The sequence below is a fragment of the Bacillus sp. NMCC4 genome, from assembly GCF_002998555.1.
In the GTDB taxonomy this organism is placed as follows: domain Bacteria; phylum Bacillota; class Bacilli; order Bacillales; family Bacillaceae; genus Bacillus.
In genome coordinates this window covers 61,755-79,306 of record NZ_PVRA01000010.1, presented here as the reverse complement: position 1 = coordinate 79,306, position 17,552 = coordinate 61,755, and the positions used below count along the sequence as shown (strand labels likewise).

At 43.8% G+C, this 17,552-nt stretch carries 17 protein-coding genes and 4 tRNA genes; 4 read left to right on the top strand and 17 right to left on the bottom strand.

Translation table 11 applies throughout. The annotated features are described in order from the left end of the window. Positions 1-19 precede the first annotated feature (19 nt). Both C6Y02_RS16655 and C6Y02_RS16650 read left to right on the top strand, forming a co-directional pair. Complete coding sequence (locus tag C6Y02_RS16655; RefSeq protein ID WP_060597675.1) at positions 20-709, top strand: ABC transporter permease subunit; 690 nt, start codon at positions 20-22, stop codon at positions 707-709. Continuing rightward, the gene (locus C6Y02_RS16650) at positions 710-1,591 is read left to right on the top strand and encodes an ABC transporter ATP-binding protein (protein ID WP_066031483.1); all 882 of its coding nucleotides are present in this window, start codon (positions 710-712) and stop codon (positions 1,589-1,591) included. It abuts the gene before it with no gap. A gap of 39 nt (positions 1,592-1,630) precedes the next feature. On the opposite strand, the gene C6Y02_RS16645 is transcribed toward C6Y02_RS16650, so the two are convergent. From C6Y02_RS16645 to C6Y02_RS16595, 11 genes are all read right to left on the bottom strand, one after another. Beyond that, complete coding sequence (locus tag C6Y02_RS16645; protein WP_081311462.1) at positions 1,631-2,095, bottom strand: GNAT family N-acetyltransferase; 465 nt, start codon at positions 2,093-2,095, stop codon at positions 1,631-1,633. A 69-nt stretch (positions 2,096-2,164) separates the two neighbouring features. After that, on the bottom strand, positions 2,165-3,355 hold the full coding sequence (locus tag C6Y02_RS16640) for a S1C family serine protease (protein ID WP_375567742.1): 1,191 nt from the start codon (positions 3,353-3,355) through the stop codon (positions 2,165-2,167). Positions 3,356-3,433: 78 nt separating this feature from the next. Next, on the bottom strand, positions 3,434-4,228 hold the full coding sequence (locus C6Y02_RS16635) for an MBL fold metallo-hydrolase (protein ID WP_034660602.1): 795 nt from the start codon (positions 4,226-4,228) through the stop codon (positions 3,434-3,436). Positions 4,229-4,234: 6 nt separating this feature from the next. Beyond that, the gene (locus C6Y02_RS16630) at positions 4,235-5,098 is read right to left on the bottom strand and encodes a two-component system regulatory protein YycI (protein WP_060597679.1); all 864 of its coding nucleotides are present in this window, start codon (positions 5,096-5,098) and stop codon (positions 4,235-4,237) included. Next, complete coding sequence (gene yycH, locus C6Y02_RS16625) at positions 5,085-6,464, bottom strand: two-component system activity regulator YycH (RefSeq protein ID WP_106031734.1); 1,380 nt, start codon at positions 6,462-6,464, stop codon at positions 5,085-5,087. Before yycH ends, C6Y02_RS16630 begins: the two co-directional genes overlap by 14 nt. Further along, complete coding sequence (gene walK, locus C6Y02_RS16620; RefSeq protein ID WP_034660608.1) at positions 6,454-8,292, bottom strand: cell wall metabolism sensor histidine kinase WalK; 1,839 nt, start codon at positions 8,290-8,292, stop codon at positions 6,454-6,456. The genes yycH and walK overlap by 11 nt, the downstream gene beginning before the upstream one ends. A gap of 7 nt (positions 8,293-8,299) precedes the next feature. Beyond that, positions 8,300-9,007, bottom strand: coding sequence for a response regulator YycF (gene yycF / locus C6Y02_RS16615; RefSeq protein ID WP_034660610.1), 708 nt, complete (start codon positions 9,005-9,007; stop codon positions 8,300-8,302). 348 nt (positions 9,008-9,355) lie between these two features. Then, positions 9,356-9,428, bottom strand: a tRNA-Phe gene (locus C6Y02_RS16610). 26 nt (positions 9,429-9,454) lie between these two features. Beyond that, positions 9,455-9,531: transfer RNA gene (locus C6Y02_RS16605), tRNA-Asp, on the bottom strand. 81 nt (positions 9,532-9,612) lie between these two features. Further along, positions 9,613-9,684, bottom strand: a tRNA-Glu gene (locus tag C6Y02_RS16600). Between the two features lie 6 nt (positions 9,685-9,690). After that, positions 9,691-9,766, bottom strand: a tRNA-Lys gene (locus tag C6Y02_RS16595). Positions 9,767-10,109: 343 nt separating this feature from the next. Here C6Y02_RS16595 and C6Y02_RS16590 point away from each other — a divergent pair. After that, positions 10,110-10,634 (top strand): peroxiredoxin family protein, encoded by a 525-nt coding sequence (locus C6Y02_RS16590; protein ID WP_106031733.1) that lies wholly within the window; start codon positions 10,110-10,112, stop codon positions 10,632-10,634. A gap of 30 nt (positions 10,635-10,664) precedes the next feature. Here the strand turns inward: C6Y02_RS16590 and C6Y02_RS16585 are convergent, their stop codons facing one another. From C6Y02_RS16585 to C6Y02_RS16570, 4 genes are all read right to left on the bottom strand, one after another. Next, positions 10,665-10,874, bottom strand: coding sequence for a hypothetical protein (locus tag C6Y02_RS16585; RefSeq protein ID WP_034660614.1), 210 nt, complete (start codon positions 10,872-10,874; stop codon positions 10,665-10,667). Between the two features lie 15 nt (positions 10,875-10,889). Then, positions 10,890-12,023 carry a DUF418 domain-containing protein gene (locus C6Y02_RS16580; protein WP_106031732.1) on the bottom strand — a complete coding sequence of 378 codons (1,134 nt, stop codon included), beginning with the start codon at positions 12,021-12,023 and terminating at the stop codon, positions 10,890-10,892. Positions 12,024-12,159: 136 nt separating this feature from the next. Beyond that, positions 12,160-13,449, bottom strand: a complete 1,290-nt coding sequence (locus C6Y02_RS16575; protein ID WP_034660617.1) for an adenylosuccinate synthase — start codon at positions 13,447-13,449, stop codon at positions 12,160-12,162. Positions 13,450-13,665: 216 nt separating this feature from the next. Continuing rightward, positions 13,666-14,247, bottom strand: coding sequence for a TetR/AcrR family transcriptional regulator (locus tag C6Y02_RS16570; protein WP_034660619.1), 582 nt, complete (start codon positions 14,245-14,247; stop codon positions 13,666-13,668). 136 nt (positions 14,248-14,383) lie between these two features. Between C6Y02_RS16570 and C6Y02_RS16565 the strand changes: the two genes are divergently transcribed. Beyond that, positions 14,384-15,589 carry a cytochrome P450 gene (locus C6Y02_RS16565; protein WP_106031731.1) on the top strand — a complete coding sequence of 402 codons (1,206 nt, stop codon included), beginning with the start codon at positions 14,384-14,386 and terminating at the stop codon, positions 15,587-15,589. A gap of 34 nt (positions 15,590-15,623) precedes the next feature. Here C6Y02_RS16565 and C6Y02_RS16560 read toward each other — a convergent pair whose 3' ends face one another. Further along, complete coding sequence (locus tag C6Y02_RS16560) at positions 15,624-16,037, bottom strand: VOC family protein (RefSeq protein WP_106031730.1); 414 nt, start codon at positions 16,035-16,037, stop codon at positions 15,624-15,626. A gap of 130 nt (positions 16,038-16,167) precedes the next feature. Continuing rightward, the gene (dnaB, locus tag C6Y02_RS16555; RefSeq protein WP_003214779.1) at positions 16,168-17,532 is read right to left on the bottom strand and encodes a replicative DNA helicase; all 1,365 of its coding nucleotides are present in this window, start codon (positions 17,530-17,532) and stop codon (positions 16,168-16,170) included. Between the last annotated feature and the right edge of the window lie 20 nt (positions 17,533-17,552).

Here is a 17,552-nt window from a genome sequence, read left to right as displayed (position 1 = left end):
ATGAAGGGAGGTACAGCGTGTGTGGACCATCTGTATGAATGAGTTTAAGCAGCTCTTCAAAAGCACAAAATCCATTTTAACAATTGTTATTATTTTCATTTTATCTACTTTTGTTTCAACTCTTCCGTTTATTGCTGCTCATCAGGACAAATGGGAGCAGGCAAAGGATCCTTATTCTATTGGGAATGAACTGGTGATGTCGTTATTTGGTTTCTTCCTTATTTTTTTATTGTCTCACGATATTTTGAGCCGAGAAATTCATTTGAAAACCATCCGTTTTCTCGTCAGTAAAACAACCCGTTTGAACATTATTATCGGAAAATATCTTGGGCTGATGCTGTTTTGGCTTAGCTGCATTATGACGACTTACGTACTGAATATGGTGATTTCACATCGTTTTCTGTTCTCTGATGCGTTAAAAATCTTAACCTTTATCAGTGTCGGTATCTCATGTACTTTATTTTTGTCCATGCTCTTTCCAACACCGCAGAAATCAATGTTTGTTGGGATGTTGTTTTCCTTTCTTTTCCCGATCGTCAGTATGATATCTGTTCTTTCTTCAGAACGATTGATTCATTGGTTCCAATATATGACGCCTTATTATTATGCACGCTTGAGTGAACCGCTGACCTATGTACTCATGAATACAGCATTAACCGTTGTATTACTCATTGGAACAGCACTCCTATTTCAAAGGAGGGATGTCTAAATGCTGCATACAAAAGAGCTCACAAAAAAATATCGGACAAAAGTCGCGATAGATCACATTACCCTTGATGTCAATCAAGGCGATATCTTCGGACTCATTGGACCTAAGGGTTCTGGTAAGACGACGTTTTTCAATATCATTACGGGAATTTCCCGGCCAACCTCTGGTACGTTTACGATGATGGATATGCCTTCATTAAAAAAGGTGAGGCAGCATATCGGTGTTCTGCCTGAATATACGGATTTATATGAAGGGCTCACGGCACTTGAACATATTGCCTACTTATCCAAAATCACCGGGACACGCCAGAAAACGAGTGATTATGAAGAACTGCTCGAATTTGTCGGTTTACATCACTATCATCAGGAAAAGGTCGGTACCTTCACACCTGGTATGAAGAAGCGGCTCGGAATGGCGCAGGCCATCGCCCATCGGCCCGAATTTATTTTACTAGACGAGCCTTTTGCCGATATTGATGCTGATTCGATCTTGCACATCCAGCAGGTCATTGAAACGTTAAAACATGAAGGGAAAACCGTCTTTTTAACGGCTGACCGCCCAAGGTTCACAAATAGTATTTGTACCAAAACGGCATTCATTTCTGAAGGAAAATTAGTGTCCCCCCATACTCATCCTCAAGAAAAAACCATCACATCCTCAAACATACGTGCAACCTTCAAGCATGCGTGGATTGATGATGAGGTGAAACCTGTTCTCACGCAGTACTTACAAACTGTCGGAACAGATCTTGTGATCAGTGATGACGAGACCTCATTGTTGATTCGTTCAGAAGCCCAAGTCCCATCGATCATCCGCGCTTTCGTGAAATGCAAAGTCGATTTATACAGAGTCACGGCTCAGGATGCCATGAGCACTTCATAAAAAAGTACCGTACGCGATCCGCACGGTACTTCTTCTTTTTTATAAAGGTTTACTCATATAGATTCCGGTTTCTGCAAATCCGGTCTTCTCGTACAGTGAACGGGCGATTTGATTGTGAGCAAAGACATGGAGCGAGAGTTTTTGCACTCCTAATGACTTTGCCTGCTCCTCTAATGCAGCAATGGCCTGCTTTGCAAAGCCTTTACCTCGATAAGCTTCGAATAAAATAAAGTTATAAATGAATCCTTCCTGCTGAGGGTGATTCGGGTTATAACAAAGCCAAACCCAGCCAATCGCTTCTTCCCCGTTCAAGAAATTCCATAGCTCATGATGCTCTGTCTGCAGACCTTCGGGAAGCAGCCGATCAAATTGTTCTTCGGCGTTTGCAAGTGATTCTTCCTTTTCCCATGTCCCTGCGAGTACCTTTTCTTCTGCGTACCGCTGAATGGCCTTCTCCATCAATACATCGTAATCCGTTTGTGACATTGGTTGTAGTGTAACCAATTCGTACCGCCCCCTTTCCTCAATCATATGATGAGCATGCGAAAAAAACCAGTCCCATCAAGGAACTGGTCATCCGCCGAATCGGTCGGTTTGAGAAAGTTTGACCTCTACTGATTTTTTCTTTCCGCTTCGGTAAAACTCCATCTTTACCTTGTCGCCGACTTTCTTTTGATATAAATACTTACGAAGATCTACGATATTCTGTACACTCTTGCCATCAAAGGAGGTGACGACATCCAGCTCTTTTAGTCCCGCTTTTCCCGCTGGAGACAAAGACTCGACACTCATCACGACAACCCCTGATGTGACTTTAGATGGCAGCTTCAACGTTTCCTGCCAGTGATAGCTCGCAATATCTGCTAATGATTTCATGCCAACGCCTAGATACGGACGCTTCACCTCTCCGTAGTGCTCTAAATCTTCTATGACAGGGATGACTAGATTCGCCGGGATAGACAGCCCGATGCCTTCTACCTCTGATTCAGCAATCTTCATTGAGTTGATGCCGATCACTTTTCCGTCCATATTGATCAAGGCACCACCGCTGTTGCCTGGATTGATGGCGGCATCTGTTTGCAGTACCTCCGCATTCCAATCCGCCTGTCCGTCCCCATTCGAGTCTACAGGAATCGCACGTTCCGTTCCCGAAATGACACCTTGTGTGACAGAGCCCGCGAATTCAAGCCCTAACGGATTTCCAATGGCGATGACTGGCTCACCTGGCTTCACATGATCTGAATTGCCAAAGGCGGCGGTCTTCTTGATCTTATCACTTTTGACGGTGAGAACCGCTAAATCCATCAGCTGATCGCTTCCAACAAGATTGGCACCAATTCTTGTCCCATCCTGAAGGCTCACTTCAAGCTGGTTGGCGCCTTTGATGACGTGGTGGTTGGTCACGATATAAAAGGTATCACCCTTTTTCTTATAAATCACACCTGACCCGCTGCCTGCCTCCCCGCCTTCTTCCCAAAAGCTCGACTTTTGGATATTAATGACGCCGACAACCGTATCCGACATATTAGATACGACTTTCGTGACCGCATCATTGACGTTCACATTGACGGTCTTTAAAGGGCCCTGTGCTGATTGCTCATCTCCGTTCTGCTGCCACCCAAAGGGACTGCCGCTCTGTCCTGACACATAGGGGAAAAAGAATCCCATTAAAAAAGCTCCTACCAATACACCGATCAGACCAGATAGGAAATATCCTTTTCTGCTTCGTCTCGGCTTCCACTCTACATCGCGATAATCCACTATGTTTCCTTCCTTTCAGTGAATAGATGATGTATATAGTGTTGGTAAGAAGCTCTTATCTTAATCATACGATTGTAAAAATCATACGGCGCAAAGCGGGGTTGCTTTTTTCGGGTCCGTATCATATAAATCAAAGCCATCCCCGACAACAAAGCCCTTCATCTCAAGCGTCTGCTGGACCGCCATACGGGCTAAATCCTTCATGTTGTTGTCTTGACTCAAGTGAGCCAAATAAATGCGTGAGGTCGCATCTCCAATCACATCTGTCATCGCAAGAGCGGCATCTTCATTTGATACATGTCCGACATCGCTCAGAATTCTGCGCTTAATGCTCCACGGGTATCGGCCCATTTGCAGCATACCGACATCATGATTGCTCTCAAATACAAACGTATTGGCTGACTGAATGATGCCTTTCATACGATCACTCACATAGCCTGTATCCGTCATCAGGGCAAGTTTGCGCCCGCCATAATGGAACACGTAAAACATGGGCTCAGCCGCATCATGTGAGACGCCAAAGGACTCAACATCGAGACCACCAAAGGATTGGACGGTTTCCATATCAAAGTGGAATTTTTGCTCTGTGTCAATCTTCCCGATATGAGACTCCATCGCCTTCCATGTTTTCGCATTTGCATAGACAGGGAGCTTGTACTTTCTTGCCATGACACCGAGCCCTTTAATATGATCTGAGTGCTCGTGTGTCACAAAAATGCCGTCCAAGTCTTCAGGCTTGCGGTCGATTTGACCAAGCAGCTCGACCATCTGTTTGCCGCTTAATCCAGCATCCACTAAAAAGGCATGCTCGTCTGTTTCTAAATAAAAAGCGTTCCCCGTACTTCCGCTCGCTAGTACACTGAACTGCAAGCTCATGTTCTCTCACTCCATTGAAGATTTGTCATCTTTCTCTATATGATCAAGTGTTGAGCCATCAATGGCATTGATCAAATATTCTTCTTCTGTCTTTTTCTTTGAACTAACTGATACGCCTTCAAGCTCGACTCGCCATACAGGCACCATGACCTGCGTGCTTGCACCCGGGTATTGCGTATAGTAGCCAAGTTCTACCTTTTTCACGGTCGTGTTTTGGCTCAGCATGTTTTGTGTATATAAGTCCTTCACGGTTTCAAGGGCTGGGACAAGGGTTTCTTTTCTCACTTCATTAATCGACGTCACCATCGACTGCTGATACGACACGACCTCGTTTTGATCGTTTACATCTAAGGTGATTTTCCCGATGGTTTCGGTGTCATCAAGGCCTTCTTGGAAGATGTATTTCCCTTTATACGTTTGGAAAAAGACGATCTTCCCTGTCTCTTCATCAATACTCCACAGCTTATAATTCTTCCCATCCAGCAAACGCTGGTTTACGAGGTTTGTCGCCGCTGTTTTTATATCCTTTTTTGGCAATGCAACGGGTTTATTGAAGGTCATCTCAAGCAGTGTGACAGGATCATCTTTGTCCGTTTTCGGGAATGTGCTTTTCGCCTTTTGATCAGCTAATCCGTCGACATCCTTTTTCGTATATTGCTTCTTTTCAGCTGTAATGCGGTATCCAATCTTCGCTTCATCTGATAGATTGCCATATTTGATCCCATCTGCCTTCATTTCTTCCAGCGTATCCGTTTTTTCGATAATCGCAAAATGATCGGTTGATCGTTTTTCAAAGTATTGAAAACCTAGAAAGATATCGAGAACGAGAAAGGCTAGGATAAAGATCGTTTTGGTCTTATTCCACTCCATTATTCTCGCTCCCCTCTGTCAACAAATCATGCGATAGTATCACGGTTTTGCCATTATATTTCATGCACCATACTGGCTCCAGCCAGACAAACATCGCTTGATCTTGATCTGATGGGGTTGAAGCAGCTTGATAGGCCGGGAAAATTTGTTCAATTTTCTCCAGGTCATCATATTTCGTCTGCTTGACGATTAAGTCCTTCAGCTCTGTCCCGTTCATCAGCTTGACCTGTTCACTCTGACTCGCTTTGTTGCCTAGAATATAGTTTGGACGCTTGTAATTCAAGATGTCATCATTCGCCCACTGTACTTCAAGAGAGGTCATCCCAAATGGATGCTTTGTACTGTTGACGATCGGCAGACCATCCATAAACATATTAAAGGAAAGCTGCTGGTTGCTGTTGATGCCAAAGTATTGATAGTCATCGGTAAAGCTCCCCGTATCATTGAAATACTTCACACTTCGCTTGATCAAATCCCCCGTTTGGAAAACGGTGCTGGAATTGATATTGCGGTGCTGATATTGGATGCGGTGGTCTTTTTGATTGGCTTCAAGACGGCTTGTGCCATCTGTGTACACTGTCCGATTTAAATTAGACTCCTCGCCCACAAGACTCGGGTCCGTAAACAGAGCGTCCTTGAATTTGCTTGTCTTAATCGTTTCGATAAAGAACATTTTCGCTTCAAGCTGCTTTTGCTTTCTCGGAAGGAGGAAATCTCGTTTAGAATTCGCTGAGAATGTATAGAGATCGTAGCGCGGCATCTCGTTTTGAGCGGCTGAGATACTGTCCATTAGATTCCGATAGTTAGCGGATTCTATTGTCAGCTCAAGCACCGTTTCCTTGCTGTATGAAACCAAATAGACTTTCTTATTGGCCTTGTCCTGCTGGGAGAACGGCACAATCATCCGATCAAACGAGTTGTATTCAATGGACTTATTCGGCCATTTAAACAGCGCTTGGAAAATATCAATCGGAATCGAGTCATTGAACACAAGATCCAATGTCTTCCCCTGTCCTCCGCTTCCATAGAAGAAATTCTTAAATCTCTGCTCAGAATATTGATCCGACACATCCGAAATCTCTTTGACATCCCAAAGGCTCACATCATTCCAGAAGTTTTGAAAGAGTTCCTTTTGATCGACTTTAAAATGCTCCCCATTTGAATGGATGAACATCTCGCGCGGCTTCACGACATCAATGAGACTTCTAGGCTCGTCGCTTGAAATCTTCTTCGTTTCCACGACCTTTGTGCCGGCATCTGCCTGGTCCTGCATGACGGGCTGGAACATCCAAATATTCCACGTAAACACAAGACTGATCGCAATTAGGATTGTCAATATTATGGTTTTAAAGGTCTCACGCTTCATCCCAATCATCCTCTTGTTCTTCATTGTACGGAAGGGTAAAGGTCACCGTTGTTCCTTTTCCTTCAATGCTGTCAGCCCAAATATCTCCGCCATGAGCCTGAACCATTTCTTTTGCAATCGCAAGTCCTAGGCCGGTTCCGCCAAGCTTTCTTGTTCTCGCCTTATCCACTCGATAAAAACGTTCAAAGATTTTATCCATATCCTTCTTCGGAATACCGATCCCTTCATCTTTGACGCTGAATAACACAAGGCCATTCTCCTCATCCAGATCAACGGTAAACGTGATATGTCCACCCTCTGGGGAGTATTTCATGGCATTTGAAATGATATTATCGAGCACCTGTGTGATTTTATCTTGATCAATTTCCACGTATATTTCACGCTGCGGCAGATTGCGGATAAACTCGACATGCTGCTCTTTCGTCATTTCAAAACGATCAATGACCAATGAGATAAACCTGATAAAATTCGTCCACTCACGGTTGAATTGATAATCCTTGCTGTCGAACTTAGACAGCTGCAGCAGGTCATTAACAAGCCGGATCATGCGCTCTGTTTCATTTTGCGTGACACTGAGGAACCTTGGCGCAAGCTCTTTATCACCAATTGCCCCTTCAGCCAGTGCCTCAAGATAGCTTCGCATCGTCGTCAGCGGTGTGCGTAGCTCATGTGATACGTTTGCGACGAATTCACGGCGTTCTGCATCAATTTTCTCCTGCTCTGTGACGTCATAAATGACCGCAATTAAACCATCAATCTTCCCATGCTCTTTCTGAATGACTGAGAAATTCACACGCAAAACAGACAGCTGATCTTCGCGTTCAATTTCTATCAGCATGGAATCTTGATTTTCGACTAAATCTTCAAATGTATGCGTGTCCTCGAGGCCCAGTAAGGACGTAATCGGCATCTCTAGAGCTGTTTCACGTGAAACATTTAACAGCTCTAATGCGGGGCTGTTTAATAGAATAATCGCACCGTTTTGATTCGTGGCGATGACGCCATCCGTCATATAGGCAATGACAGAAGAAAGCTTTTTCCGCTCACCCTCCGTCATCAGCTGCGCTTCCTCCAGTTCTCTCGTCAGATGGTTAAAGGTTGTCGCAAGCTGGCCGATCTCGTCATGTCCATATTTTCGGACTTTCCTGGAAAAATTCCCTTTGGCAAGCTCGATCGCTTGCTTTCTCATATCCGAAATAGGATGAGTGATTGTTCTAAAGATGAAGATACCAAGCAGTGCGGTCGTCCCAAGTGCGATCAGTGTGCCAGTAGCCAAAATGGTGTTAATGGTTCGCATTTGGTTAAACACGCTCTCCATCGAAGACACAACATAAATTACACCGACGGTTTCTTGGTTTTCATTTTTCACGGCTGTCGCAGAAATACGCACCCGTTTATTGGATTCTGGGTCATAGAATTTCTTTTCATAGTCTTTGCCGACCGCAAAAATACGGCTAATGATTTGATCAGTGATTTTCTTCCCGGCAATCTCCTGACTGCCATTATTCACAGAGGCAATGACCTCTCTGCTTTCGTCAATATAGCTGACTTCAGAAATTTCATTAGACTCATCTTTGTTGTTAAAGTCGTTTAATATCTTTTGAGCATCCTCTTTTAATTCTGCCTTGCTTTTCGATGAATCTTGTTCTAGGTAATACGATAACGAGTAGATTCGCTGATTCAAGGAATTATCATAGGAATTAATTAAGGACTGCTCTAGCTGCTTCACAAAGTACACGCCAATGATCTGCATGGCGACAATGATCAGCAGCACGTAAATTAAGGTCAATTTGAAGTGAATCGAGCGAAAAAAACCTACTTTACTCATAAGAATCTTAGTCCTGCTCTGGGTTTCTTAAATAGTAGCCAACGCCTCGTCGTGTCACGATCCAGCTCGGGTGGCTAGGATTGTCTTCAATTTTCTCACGAAGACGGCGGACTGTGACGTCCACTGTACGCACATCCCCGAAATAATCGTAGCCCCATACGGTTTGCAGCAAGTGCTCACGTGTCATAACTTGTCCGATATGTTTCGCTAAGTAATGAAGCAATTCGAACTCACGGTGCGTCAATTCAATTGTTTCCTCACGCTTAGACACCACATACGCATCTGGATAAATGACAAGTGATCCAATTTCAATATCATTTGATTCAGATTCTTCCTCTGTCTGCGGCGCAGCAATTTGTCTTCTCAAATTCGCTTTCACACGGGCAAGCAGCTCGCGCGTGCTAAATGGCTTCGTCACGTAATCATCTGCGCCAAGCTCAAGACCGATGACTTTATCAATTTCAGAGTCTTTTGCTGTCAGCATGATAATCGGCATGTCATATTTCTTTCTCACTTCACGGCATACCTCAACGCCATCTTTGTTCGGCAGCATAATGTCGAGCAGAATGATGTCCGGTTTGATTTCTTCTACCATTTCAAGGGCTTCATTTCCGTCATATGCACAATGAACCTCATAGCCCTCTTTTCTTAAGTTAAACTCCAATATATCAGCAATCGGTTTTTCATCATCTACGACAAGAATCTTTTTTTCCATTGTGATTTCCTCCTGCATTTTTAGCATCTATGTCATTCCATTTTGCATCTCTCATCAGACCTTTTTCATTTGAGCAAAAAAGGCTCACTGTCTATTATAACGTTTTACGTGGCAAAGATAAAAATAATAACGGCTTTCTTTTCTAGTAAACGTTGAATAGGAAGTCACCTCTCAAAAAAATTGATGGCTTTTTTCCTTTTTTATTGAAACTTTTCCAGTCACCAATCGTCTATATAGATGTAACGTCTTCTTCTTATGGAGCCGGGCCCTACCTAGGTCCGGCTTCTCCCTTTTTATGCCTTCTTTTCATAAGAAAAACGCACCTGCGATTGCAGATGCGTTTGGAAGTGGCTCGGGACGGAATCGAACCGCCGACACACGGATTTTCAGTCCGTTGCTCTACCAACTGAGCTACCGAGCCATCATCAAAAGATGAATATGTATAAATGGCGGTCCGGACGGGACTCGAACCCGCGACCTCCTGCGTGACAGGCAGGCATTCTAACCAACTGAACTACCGGACCTCAGTAACTTGCCCGAAAAAGCAATCGTGGTGCTCCTTCAAGCAAGTGAGGAAAAATTAGCTTAACGCTAAAGTAAATCAATGACCCGTACGGGATTCGAACCCGTGTTACCGCCGTGAAAGGGCGGTGTCTTAACCGCTTGACCAACGGGCCAATACATGGTGAGCCATGAAGGACTCGAACCTTCGACCCTCTGATTAAAAGTCAGATGCTCTACCAACTGAGCTAATGGCTCTCGGTTTGTGAAAAGTGAATCTGAAGAAGCCGTATTGCGTCAAACCAATCGCTTTAAAAAAGCTGGAACATCGCATCCTAACAAGTTTCAGAGACCTTTGCAACAACGAGATTTATAATATCATAGAGTAATTACATATGGCAATACGTTTTTCGACATTTTTTTTAAAAAAAGTGTCGGATTTGAAATCTCCTGCCAAAGCCCTTCTATTTGCAACCGCCTTCATTTCTGATTCACCTTTTCATGACCACTGCCTATTCAAACACATAGAAACGTTTTAGACCGCTCAAAAATGGTTATACATGAAACAAGTGACATTGTGATTGAAAAAGGAGGAAGCAGTATGAGTTCATTTAAATTAGGAGATAAAATGCCCAACTTTTCACTTCCAACAGTACAGGGTGAACATATTGATTTTCACAAACATTTAGAGGAGCATCAAAGCTGGCACCTCATCGTCTTCTTTAGAGGCTCATGGTGCCCAGTATGTGTAGAAGAATTAAAAGAGCTCGAACAGCAGCAATCATACTTTCAAGACAAGGATATCCACTTAATGGCGATTTCAACGGATCATCCTGATGACTTGAAGGAATTTGCGGATAAAGAAGGACTATCTTTCCCGATCATGTCTGACCAGGACCTTACTTCATTAAAAGCATATGAAGTCCACTATCACGGAGAAGATTCTCCTTATGAAGATCACGGAGTGCACGGGGAACCTGCCTATTTCTTATTAAATGAAAAGGGCCAAGTCCTCTATCAGCAAAGACAAACAAGTCCGTTTGGCAGACCGCATGCCAACGAACTGCGCAAAATCATTCAGTACATCCGCAAAAACTTAAAAGGCCAATATAAAAGCGTGAAATAAGAAAGAACCCTCGTAATGAGGGCTCTTTTTTTATGATTGTCTTTTGTTAAATAGCCAGTCTGCGGCGAAAAACACAAGAAGACCCGCCATGAGAATGACAAAAGTGACGGGTGGTCTGTCACCTTCAACATACGAGTACAGCGCATGTCCTCCTAATGCGAGAAGATAAAAGACAAACGCTGGTACAGCTGCTTTATGTGAATTCGCTTGTTCTCTTTTCGTCATTTTTTTAAAAAACATTGTAGCTATTCCCCTTTATGCTGCCTTCTTCATCGTCACCCGGCGAAGTGCCCGCGAACGAATATATTCCATTGGACCCATTCTCCAAACCTTTAGACAACATGCTGATATGGCAATTTGCAGAAGTGAAATGAGCAGCCATGCCAATACGATAAGAGGGGCGTTGATTTGTCCGCCAAGACCCAATCCCCAGCTATAAAAAAGAACCGAGCAGATGATATTTTGCAGGATGTAACAGCTGAGTGCCATTTTCCCTACATATTCAAACCAATTCCACATGAACCATGATTCCGTGTGAACCAGGAGCTTCGCAATGACAGCGATATAGAAAAGAGAAAGGAATGGCGAAAACGCATAGCGCACAACGAATTCCACTAGTTCGTTCGGAACGAAGACAAGTGCATTCAGCGGCAGACCCACCCACAGACCGACTCGAAATAATATTTTCCGTAGAGATTGCCCGCGTTCGTTTGCATAAAAAACACCGGCTCTCATCATCCGCACACCTAATAAAAACAGAAATGTGTTCATTGGAATGATAAAGATCGCTTCTTCACGGTACATGAAAAAGTGTTGTAATCGTTCTTGAACCTGCGAGATCCATGTCTCTGGCAGCTGCTCTTCCAGCGCCGGTTCACTGCTTTGATCATACGATTCTGTCTCCATTTCAGAGAGGGAGAACACCATCAGACAGGACAGAACAAGTAAATGAATGACTCCAGAGAACATCATGCCTCTTTTGATGCGCTTGCTCCCTCCTCGTACAATAAATGCCACAAGCAAACCGGTCACAGCGTAACTCATGAGCACATCATATTCCATCACAAGTGCAAAATGGACAAAGCCTTCGATAAATAAAAATAAAAGAATCCATAAATATGTACCTGGCCAAGGCATGTTTTTTCTTTTGGCCTGCTGATATTTCAGCTCTAGCCCTACACCGAACATGATTGTGAGCAGTGAGAGCATTTTCCCATAGACGAACATGGAAACAAGGCTTTCTAGAAAACTGCCATGTTCATATTCATCTGCAATCTGATCTGTCGCAAAGGTATCCCCTGCATACGCAAAAAACCAGACGTTCGTTCCCAATGTGCCTAATATGGCAAAACCTCGTAAAATATCTAATAATCTTATTCTTTCTTTCACTAGAACGCTCCTTCCCCCTATACAGTTATCATATTTTGGTAATGATCGGAAGCCTGTTCTACTGAAATTAAGAAATATTTAAACAAAAAGACACCAGTAAAATGTGCAATTTTACTGGTGTCTGATCAGTCTATTATTATGGACGGTACACGCTGCGGACAACGTTCGTTTGGGAACGATCTGGTCCGACTGAGAAAATGGAAAGTGGAATACCTGTTAATTGTGAAATGCGCTCTAAATAATGACGGGCATTTTCAGGCAGTTCGCTTAAATTCTTCACGCCTGTAATATCCTCTGTCCATCCTGGCATTTCCTCGTAGACAGGCTCACATTTCGCTAGTTCATTTAGACTTGCTGGAAATTCTTCTGTGATTTCTCCGTTCAATTTATAAGCGACACAGATTTTCAATGTTTCAATCCCTGTCAGTACATCAATTGAGTTAAGAGATAGATCTGTAATCCCGCTCACACGGCGAGCATGACGGACAACGACACTGTCAAACCAGCCAACACGGCGCGGACGTCCAGTTGTTGTACCGTATTCACGGCCAACCTCACGGATTTGATCGCCAATTTCATCATGGAGTTCTGTCGGGAATGGGCCATCTCCAACACGTGTTGTGTACGCTTTTGACACGCCGACCACATGTTGAATTTTCGTTGGTCCTACACCAGAACCAATCGTCACTCCTCCAGCCACTGGGTTAGATGACGTGACAAATGGATATGTCCCTTGATCGATATCAAGCATAACGCCTTGTGCTCCTTCAAATAGCACACGGCGGCCTTCATCTAGTGCGTCATTCAAGACAACAGATGTGTCCACGACATATTTTTTCACTTGCTGGCCATATTCATAATACTCGTCTAAAATATCTTCAATCTTGAAGCCTTCTGTGTCGTACATTTTCTCTAAAAGACGATTTTTCTCTTCTAGATTACGTGCAAGCTTCTCTTCAAATACTTCACGATCTAATAGATCTGCGACACGGATACCGATACGAGCTGCTTTGTCCATATAAGCTGGTCCGATTCCTTTTTTCGTCGTACCGATCTTGTTAGCCCCTTTCCGCTCTTCTTCCACCTCGTCCAATTTTAAATGGTAAGGCAGAATCACATGGGCTCTATTGCTGATTCTGAGGTTATCTGTACTCACATTCCGTTCGTGAAGATACGCAAGCTCAGTGACCAACGCTTTAGGATCAACCACCATTCCATTACCGATGACACAAGTTTTCTCTTGATAAAAAATACCGGACGGAATGAGGTGTAGCTTGTAAGTCACTCCATCAAATTTGATCGTGTGACCTGCATTGTTCCCCCCTTGATAACGGGCAATCACCTCTGCATTTTCTGAAAGGAAATCGGTAATTTTCCCTTTCCCTTCGTCACCCCACTGCGTACCTACTACGACTACTGAAGACATATCGTGCACCTCCGTTAACCTTTCAAAACGTTATCTCTTTCAAACACATTTATTTTATCAATGCAAAACGAAAAAGTCAACGTGAAATCCGAACATTAATATCTCGAAATCAAATTTTGTTCGTTTTAATTATGAGAAAAAGCGCTTTAATCACTTCTTCAGCGCTTAAAAAGGGAGATTTTGAGTAAAAACAACTATTTTGATGGTTCCTAATTTCTATTGATTTTCAATTAAATGAATCATCGAGCTTGCCATAAAATCAGGTGAGTACGGTCTCCCTGTCCTCAACCACCATTCTGCTGTTCCAACATAAGCAGAAATGACGAATTGCTGCTGCATGTCGATTGGAACGAGATGTGGATGAGGCTTTGAGCCTGCGATTTCCTCTAACCCCATAGAAAAGCTTTCTTCAAAAAAAGCACGAACCGTTTCATGAATATTGAGCTCTCGTCCTCGTTTCAAAAGAATTTGATACTCCTCTTCATGTTCCTGCAAATGCTGATAAAATCGAAAAATATACACATAAGCCGCATGCTCTTTTTTCACATCATCTTCTTGTACAGGAGCAAAAATGGCACATTTCATCACATCAAACATCTCATCCATCACCTGCTGGGCAAGATCAAATTTATCCTCATAATGCTGATAAAAGGTGGTGCGGTGGATGCCCGCCACTTTCGTCAAATCCTGTACAGAAATCTTCTCCCACTCTTTTTCTCTTAATAACTGAAATAACGCTTTTCTTAATTGCTGCTTCGATTCCGTTGCACGCTTATCCCCTCTGTAGCAGTCCGCCACAAGCCATTCTCCCCTTCCTATGAACTTCAACAGATTCCGCTTTTCTGTTGGTTGAATCCTCAAGGCTGATGAATTAACTTTAATCTAACACAATGAAAAAAAGGAAGCATCTGACAACCTATAAGGAGTGATGATCATGGAAACAACTACACCAACTGCCGTGCAAAAAGCGTTATTAAGGGGGAAAAACAAGCAAGATCCGTATAACCCATTTGATTGGTATGCCAACATGCGTCAGACATCACCTGTTCATTTTGACGAAGCCAGCCGAACATGGAGTGTATTCACCTATGAGGAAGCAAAACGTGTAACAATCGATAAAAATACCTTTTCTAGTCAGCCTCCTAAAGACCAGCGGAAGCATTCACTGATGAAAACAATGGTGATGATGGACCCTCCCAAACACACTCGAATCCGCTCCATTGTGAGCAAAGCCTTTACACCTCGAGTCATGAAATTGTGGGAGCCGCGTATTCAAGAATTGATGGAGGAACTCATGGCACAAATAGAAGGGAAAAACGAGATTGACCTAGTGCAAGCCATCTCTTATCCGCTTCCTGTCATTGTCATTGCAGAGCTTTTAGGTGTACCGTCAGAGCATAAACAATCCTTTAAAGAATGGTCTGATATTCTCGTCAGTATGCCTAAAAGTGAAGATGAGGAGGATGTCGCTGAATGGCAGAAAATTCGGGACCAAGGAGAGGCTGACATGATGGCGTTTTTTGCAGACATCATTGAAAGGAAACGTCACAACCTCGGTGAAGATTTGATTTCTCTCATTATTCAAGCGGAGGAGAATGGAGACAAACTGTCAGCGGATGAATTAATTCCATTCTGTAATCTTCTTCTTTTAGCTGGCAACGAAACAACCACCAACCTGATCTCCAATATGATCTTCAGCTTGTTAGAACAGCCGGGTGCGTATGAAGCGCTCGTTCAATCACCTGAGCTCATCCCGCGTGCTGTGGAGGAGGCCGTCCGTTTTCGTGCACCCGCTCCTACGATCGTCCGCTATGTCACAGAAGACACAGAGCTTGGGGGAAAAGTGCTGAAAAAGGGAGACAATGTGATTGTGTTTCTTGCTTCTGCCAACCGGGATGAGCGTCAATTTTTAAACGCACATGAATTTGATATACACCGTCACCCTAACCCTCATATTGGTTTCGGGCACGGCATCCATTTCTGTCTTGGCGCACCACTTGCCCGCTTGGAAGCATGTACTGCCATCAAGGCCTTATTGGACCGATATGAGTCACTAGAGCTCCTCTCCTATATGCCGATGACAAACAGCGGCATGTATGGGCTGAAAGAGCTGAAGCTGCGCGTCACACTTCGTTCATAACAGAAAAGACTCCCACCAAGCATGGGAGTCTTTTTTAAACGGGGGTAATTCCTTCTGTGTTCATGAGCACAACTCGATATCCATCTGGATCTTCAATGGTTGCTCCTCCCCGTTCCCAATATGGATTTGTAGAGGTGACTTGCCGTCCGCCAAATGAGATCAGTCTCTCTTTCATCTGCTGAAACTCCTGTTCATCAGGAATATAAAAAACAAGCAGCTGTTCTGGATGCGGAACGGGCAGGCTCTCTTCTTCTTCATGTTTGGTGATTTCTAAATGAACATGCTGTTGAGGAAGCCCCAGCATCACACCATCGTATCCTTCATGCTGATCAAATGAACCTATTCGTTTGAGCCCTAAGCCTTTTTCATAAAAAGAAACAACCTCTTCCATGTTGACGGTTGGACGTGCGATGCGTAATTGAGCGGCTTCGAACTGTTGAAATTTCATCAGTCATCACTCCTTTTCTCCTTTTAGTATACGATTTCTCTCTCTCCCTCTCCTCCTCATTTCGACCGTTTTTCAATCATTCTTTCGATGTAGATCCATCAAAAAAAAGCCCAGCTTCTTGAGCTGGGCTTTAAGCACCGGGCGGAACACCCGCATCGTCAAACCTTCTTTCCAGATTGACGAATTTGTTATATTCTTTGACGAACGCCAGTGATACTGTACCAACTGGACCGTTACGCTGTTTGGCAATGATGATTTCAATAATGTTCTTATTCTCTGATTCTTTGTCATAGTAATCATCACGATAAAGGAATGCCACGATATCGGCATCCTGCTCGATACTTCCTGATTCACGAATATCAGACATCATTGGACGTTTGTCCTGACGCTGCTCTACTCCGCGTGAAAGCTGAGACAAAGCAATAACCGGAACTTCAAGTTCCCTTGCTAGCGATTTTAACGCCCTAGAGATTTCAGAAACCTCTTGCTGACGGTTATCGCTTGATCGTCCGCTCCCTTGAATGAGCTGTAAGTAGTCAATCAGGATCATGCCAAGACCGTTTTCTTGCTTCAAACGGCGGCATTTCGAGCGAATTTCACTTACCCTGATTCCTGGTGTATCATCAATGAAAATCCCACTATTTGATAGCGAGCCCATCGCCATTGTCAGCTTGCCCCAGTCCTCTTCTGTCAGATTACCGGTTCTTAGGTTCTGTGCATTGATATTCCCTTCTGCACAAAGCATACGCATAACTAGCTGCTCAGCTCCCATTTCTAAACTAAAGATGGCGACACTTTCGTCCGTTTTGGTCGCAACATTCTGTGCGATGTTCAATGCGAAAGCCGTTTTCCCTACTGATGGACGAGCCGCGACAATAATCAAGTCATTTCGCTGGAATCCAGCAGTCATCCGGTCAAGCTCAGAGAATCCCGTTGGAATCCCTGTGATATCGCCTTTTCGGTTATGAAGCTGTTCAATATTATCATATGTCTGAACAAGAACGTCCTTAATGTTTTGGAAGGCTCCTGAGTTTTTACGCTGCGCCACTTCCATAATGGTCTTTTCAGCATCACTCAACAGATCCTCTACTTCATCCTCACGCGTGTACCCATCCTGTGCAATGGTTGTCGCCGTACGGATCAGACGTCTTAAAATTGATTTCTCTTCTACAATTTTTGCATAGTATTCAATGTTTGCGGCAGTTGGGACAGAGTTCGCAATATCGGTTAAATACGAAATCCCGCCTACCTCTTCTAGTAAATCTGTATTGGCAAGTTCAGAAGTCACCGTGACAAGATCGACCGGTTCCCCTCTATCACCAAGTACAAGCATCGCATTGTAAATCTTTTGATGCGACATTCTATAGAAATCCTCTGGAATTAATACCTCAGAAGCGAGCGTGAGCGCAGATGGTTCTAAAAAAACAGCACCTAATACGGCCTGCTCGGCTTCTATATTTTGCGGCGGCAGCCGGTCATCGAGAAGTTCCGTCATGCCAAGCACCGTCCTTTCAT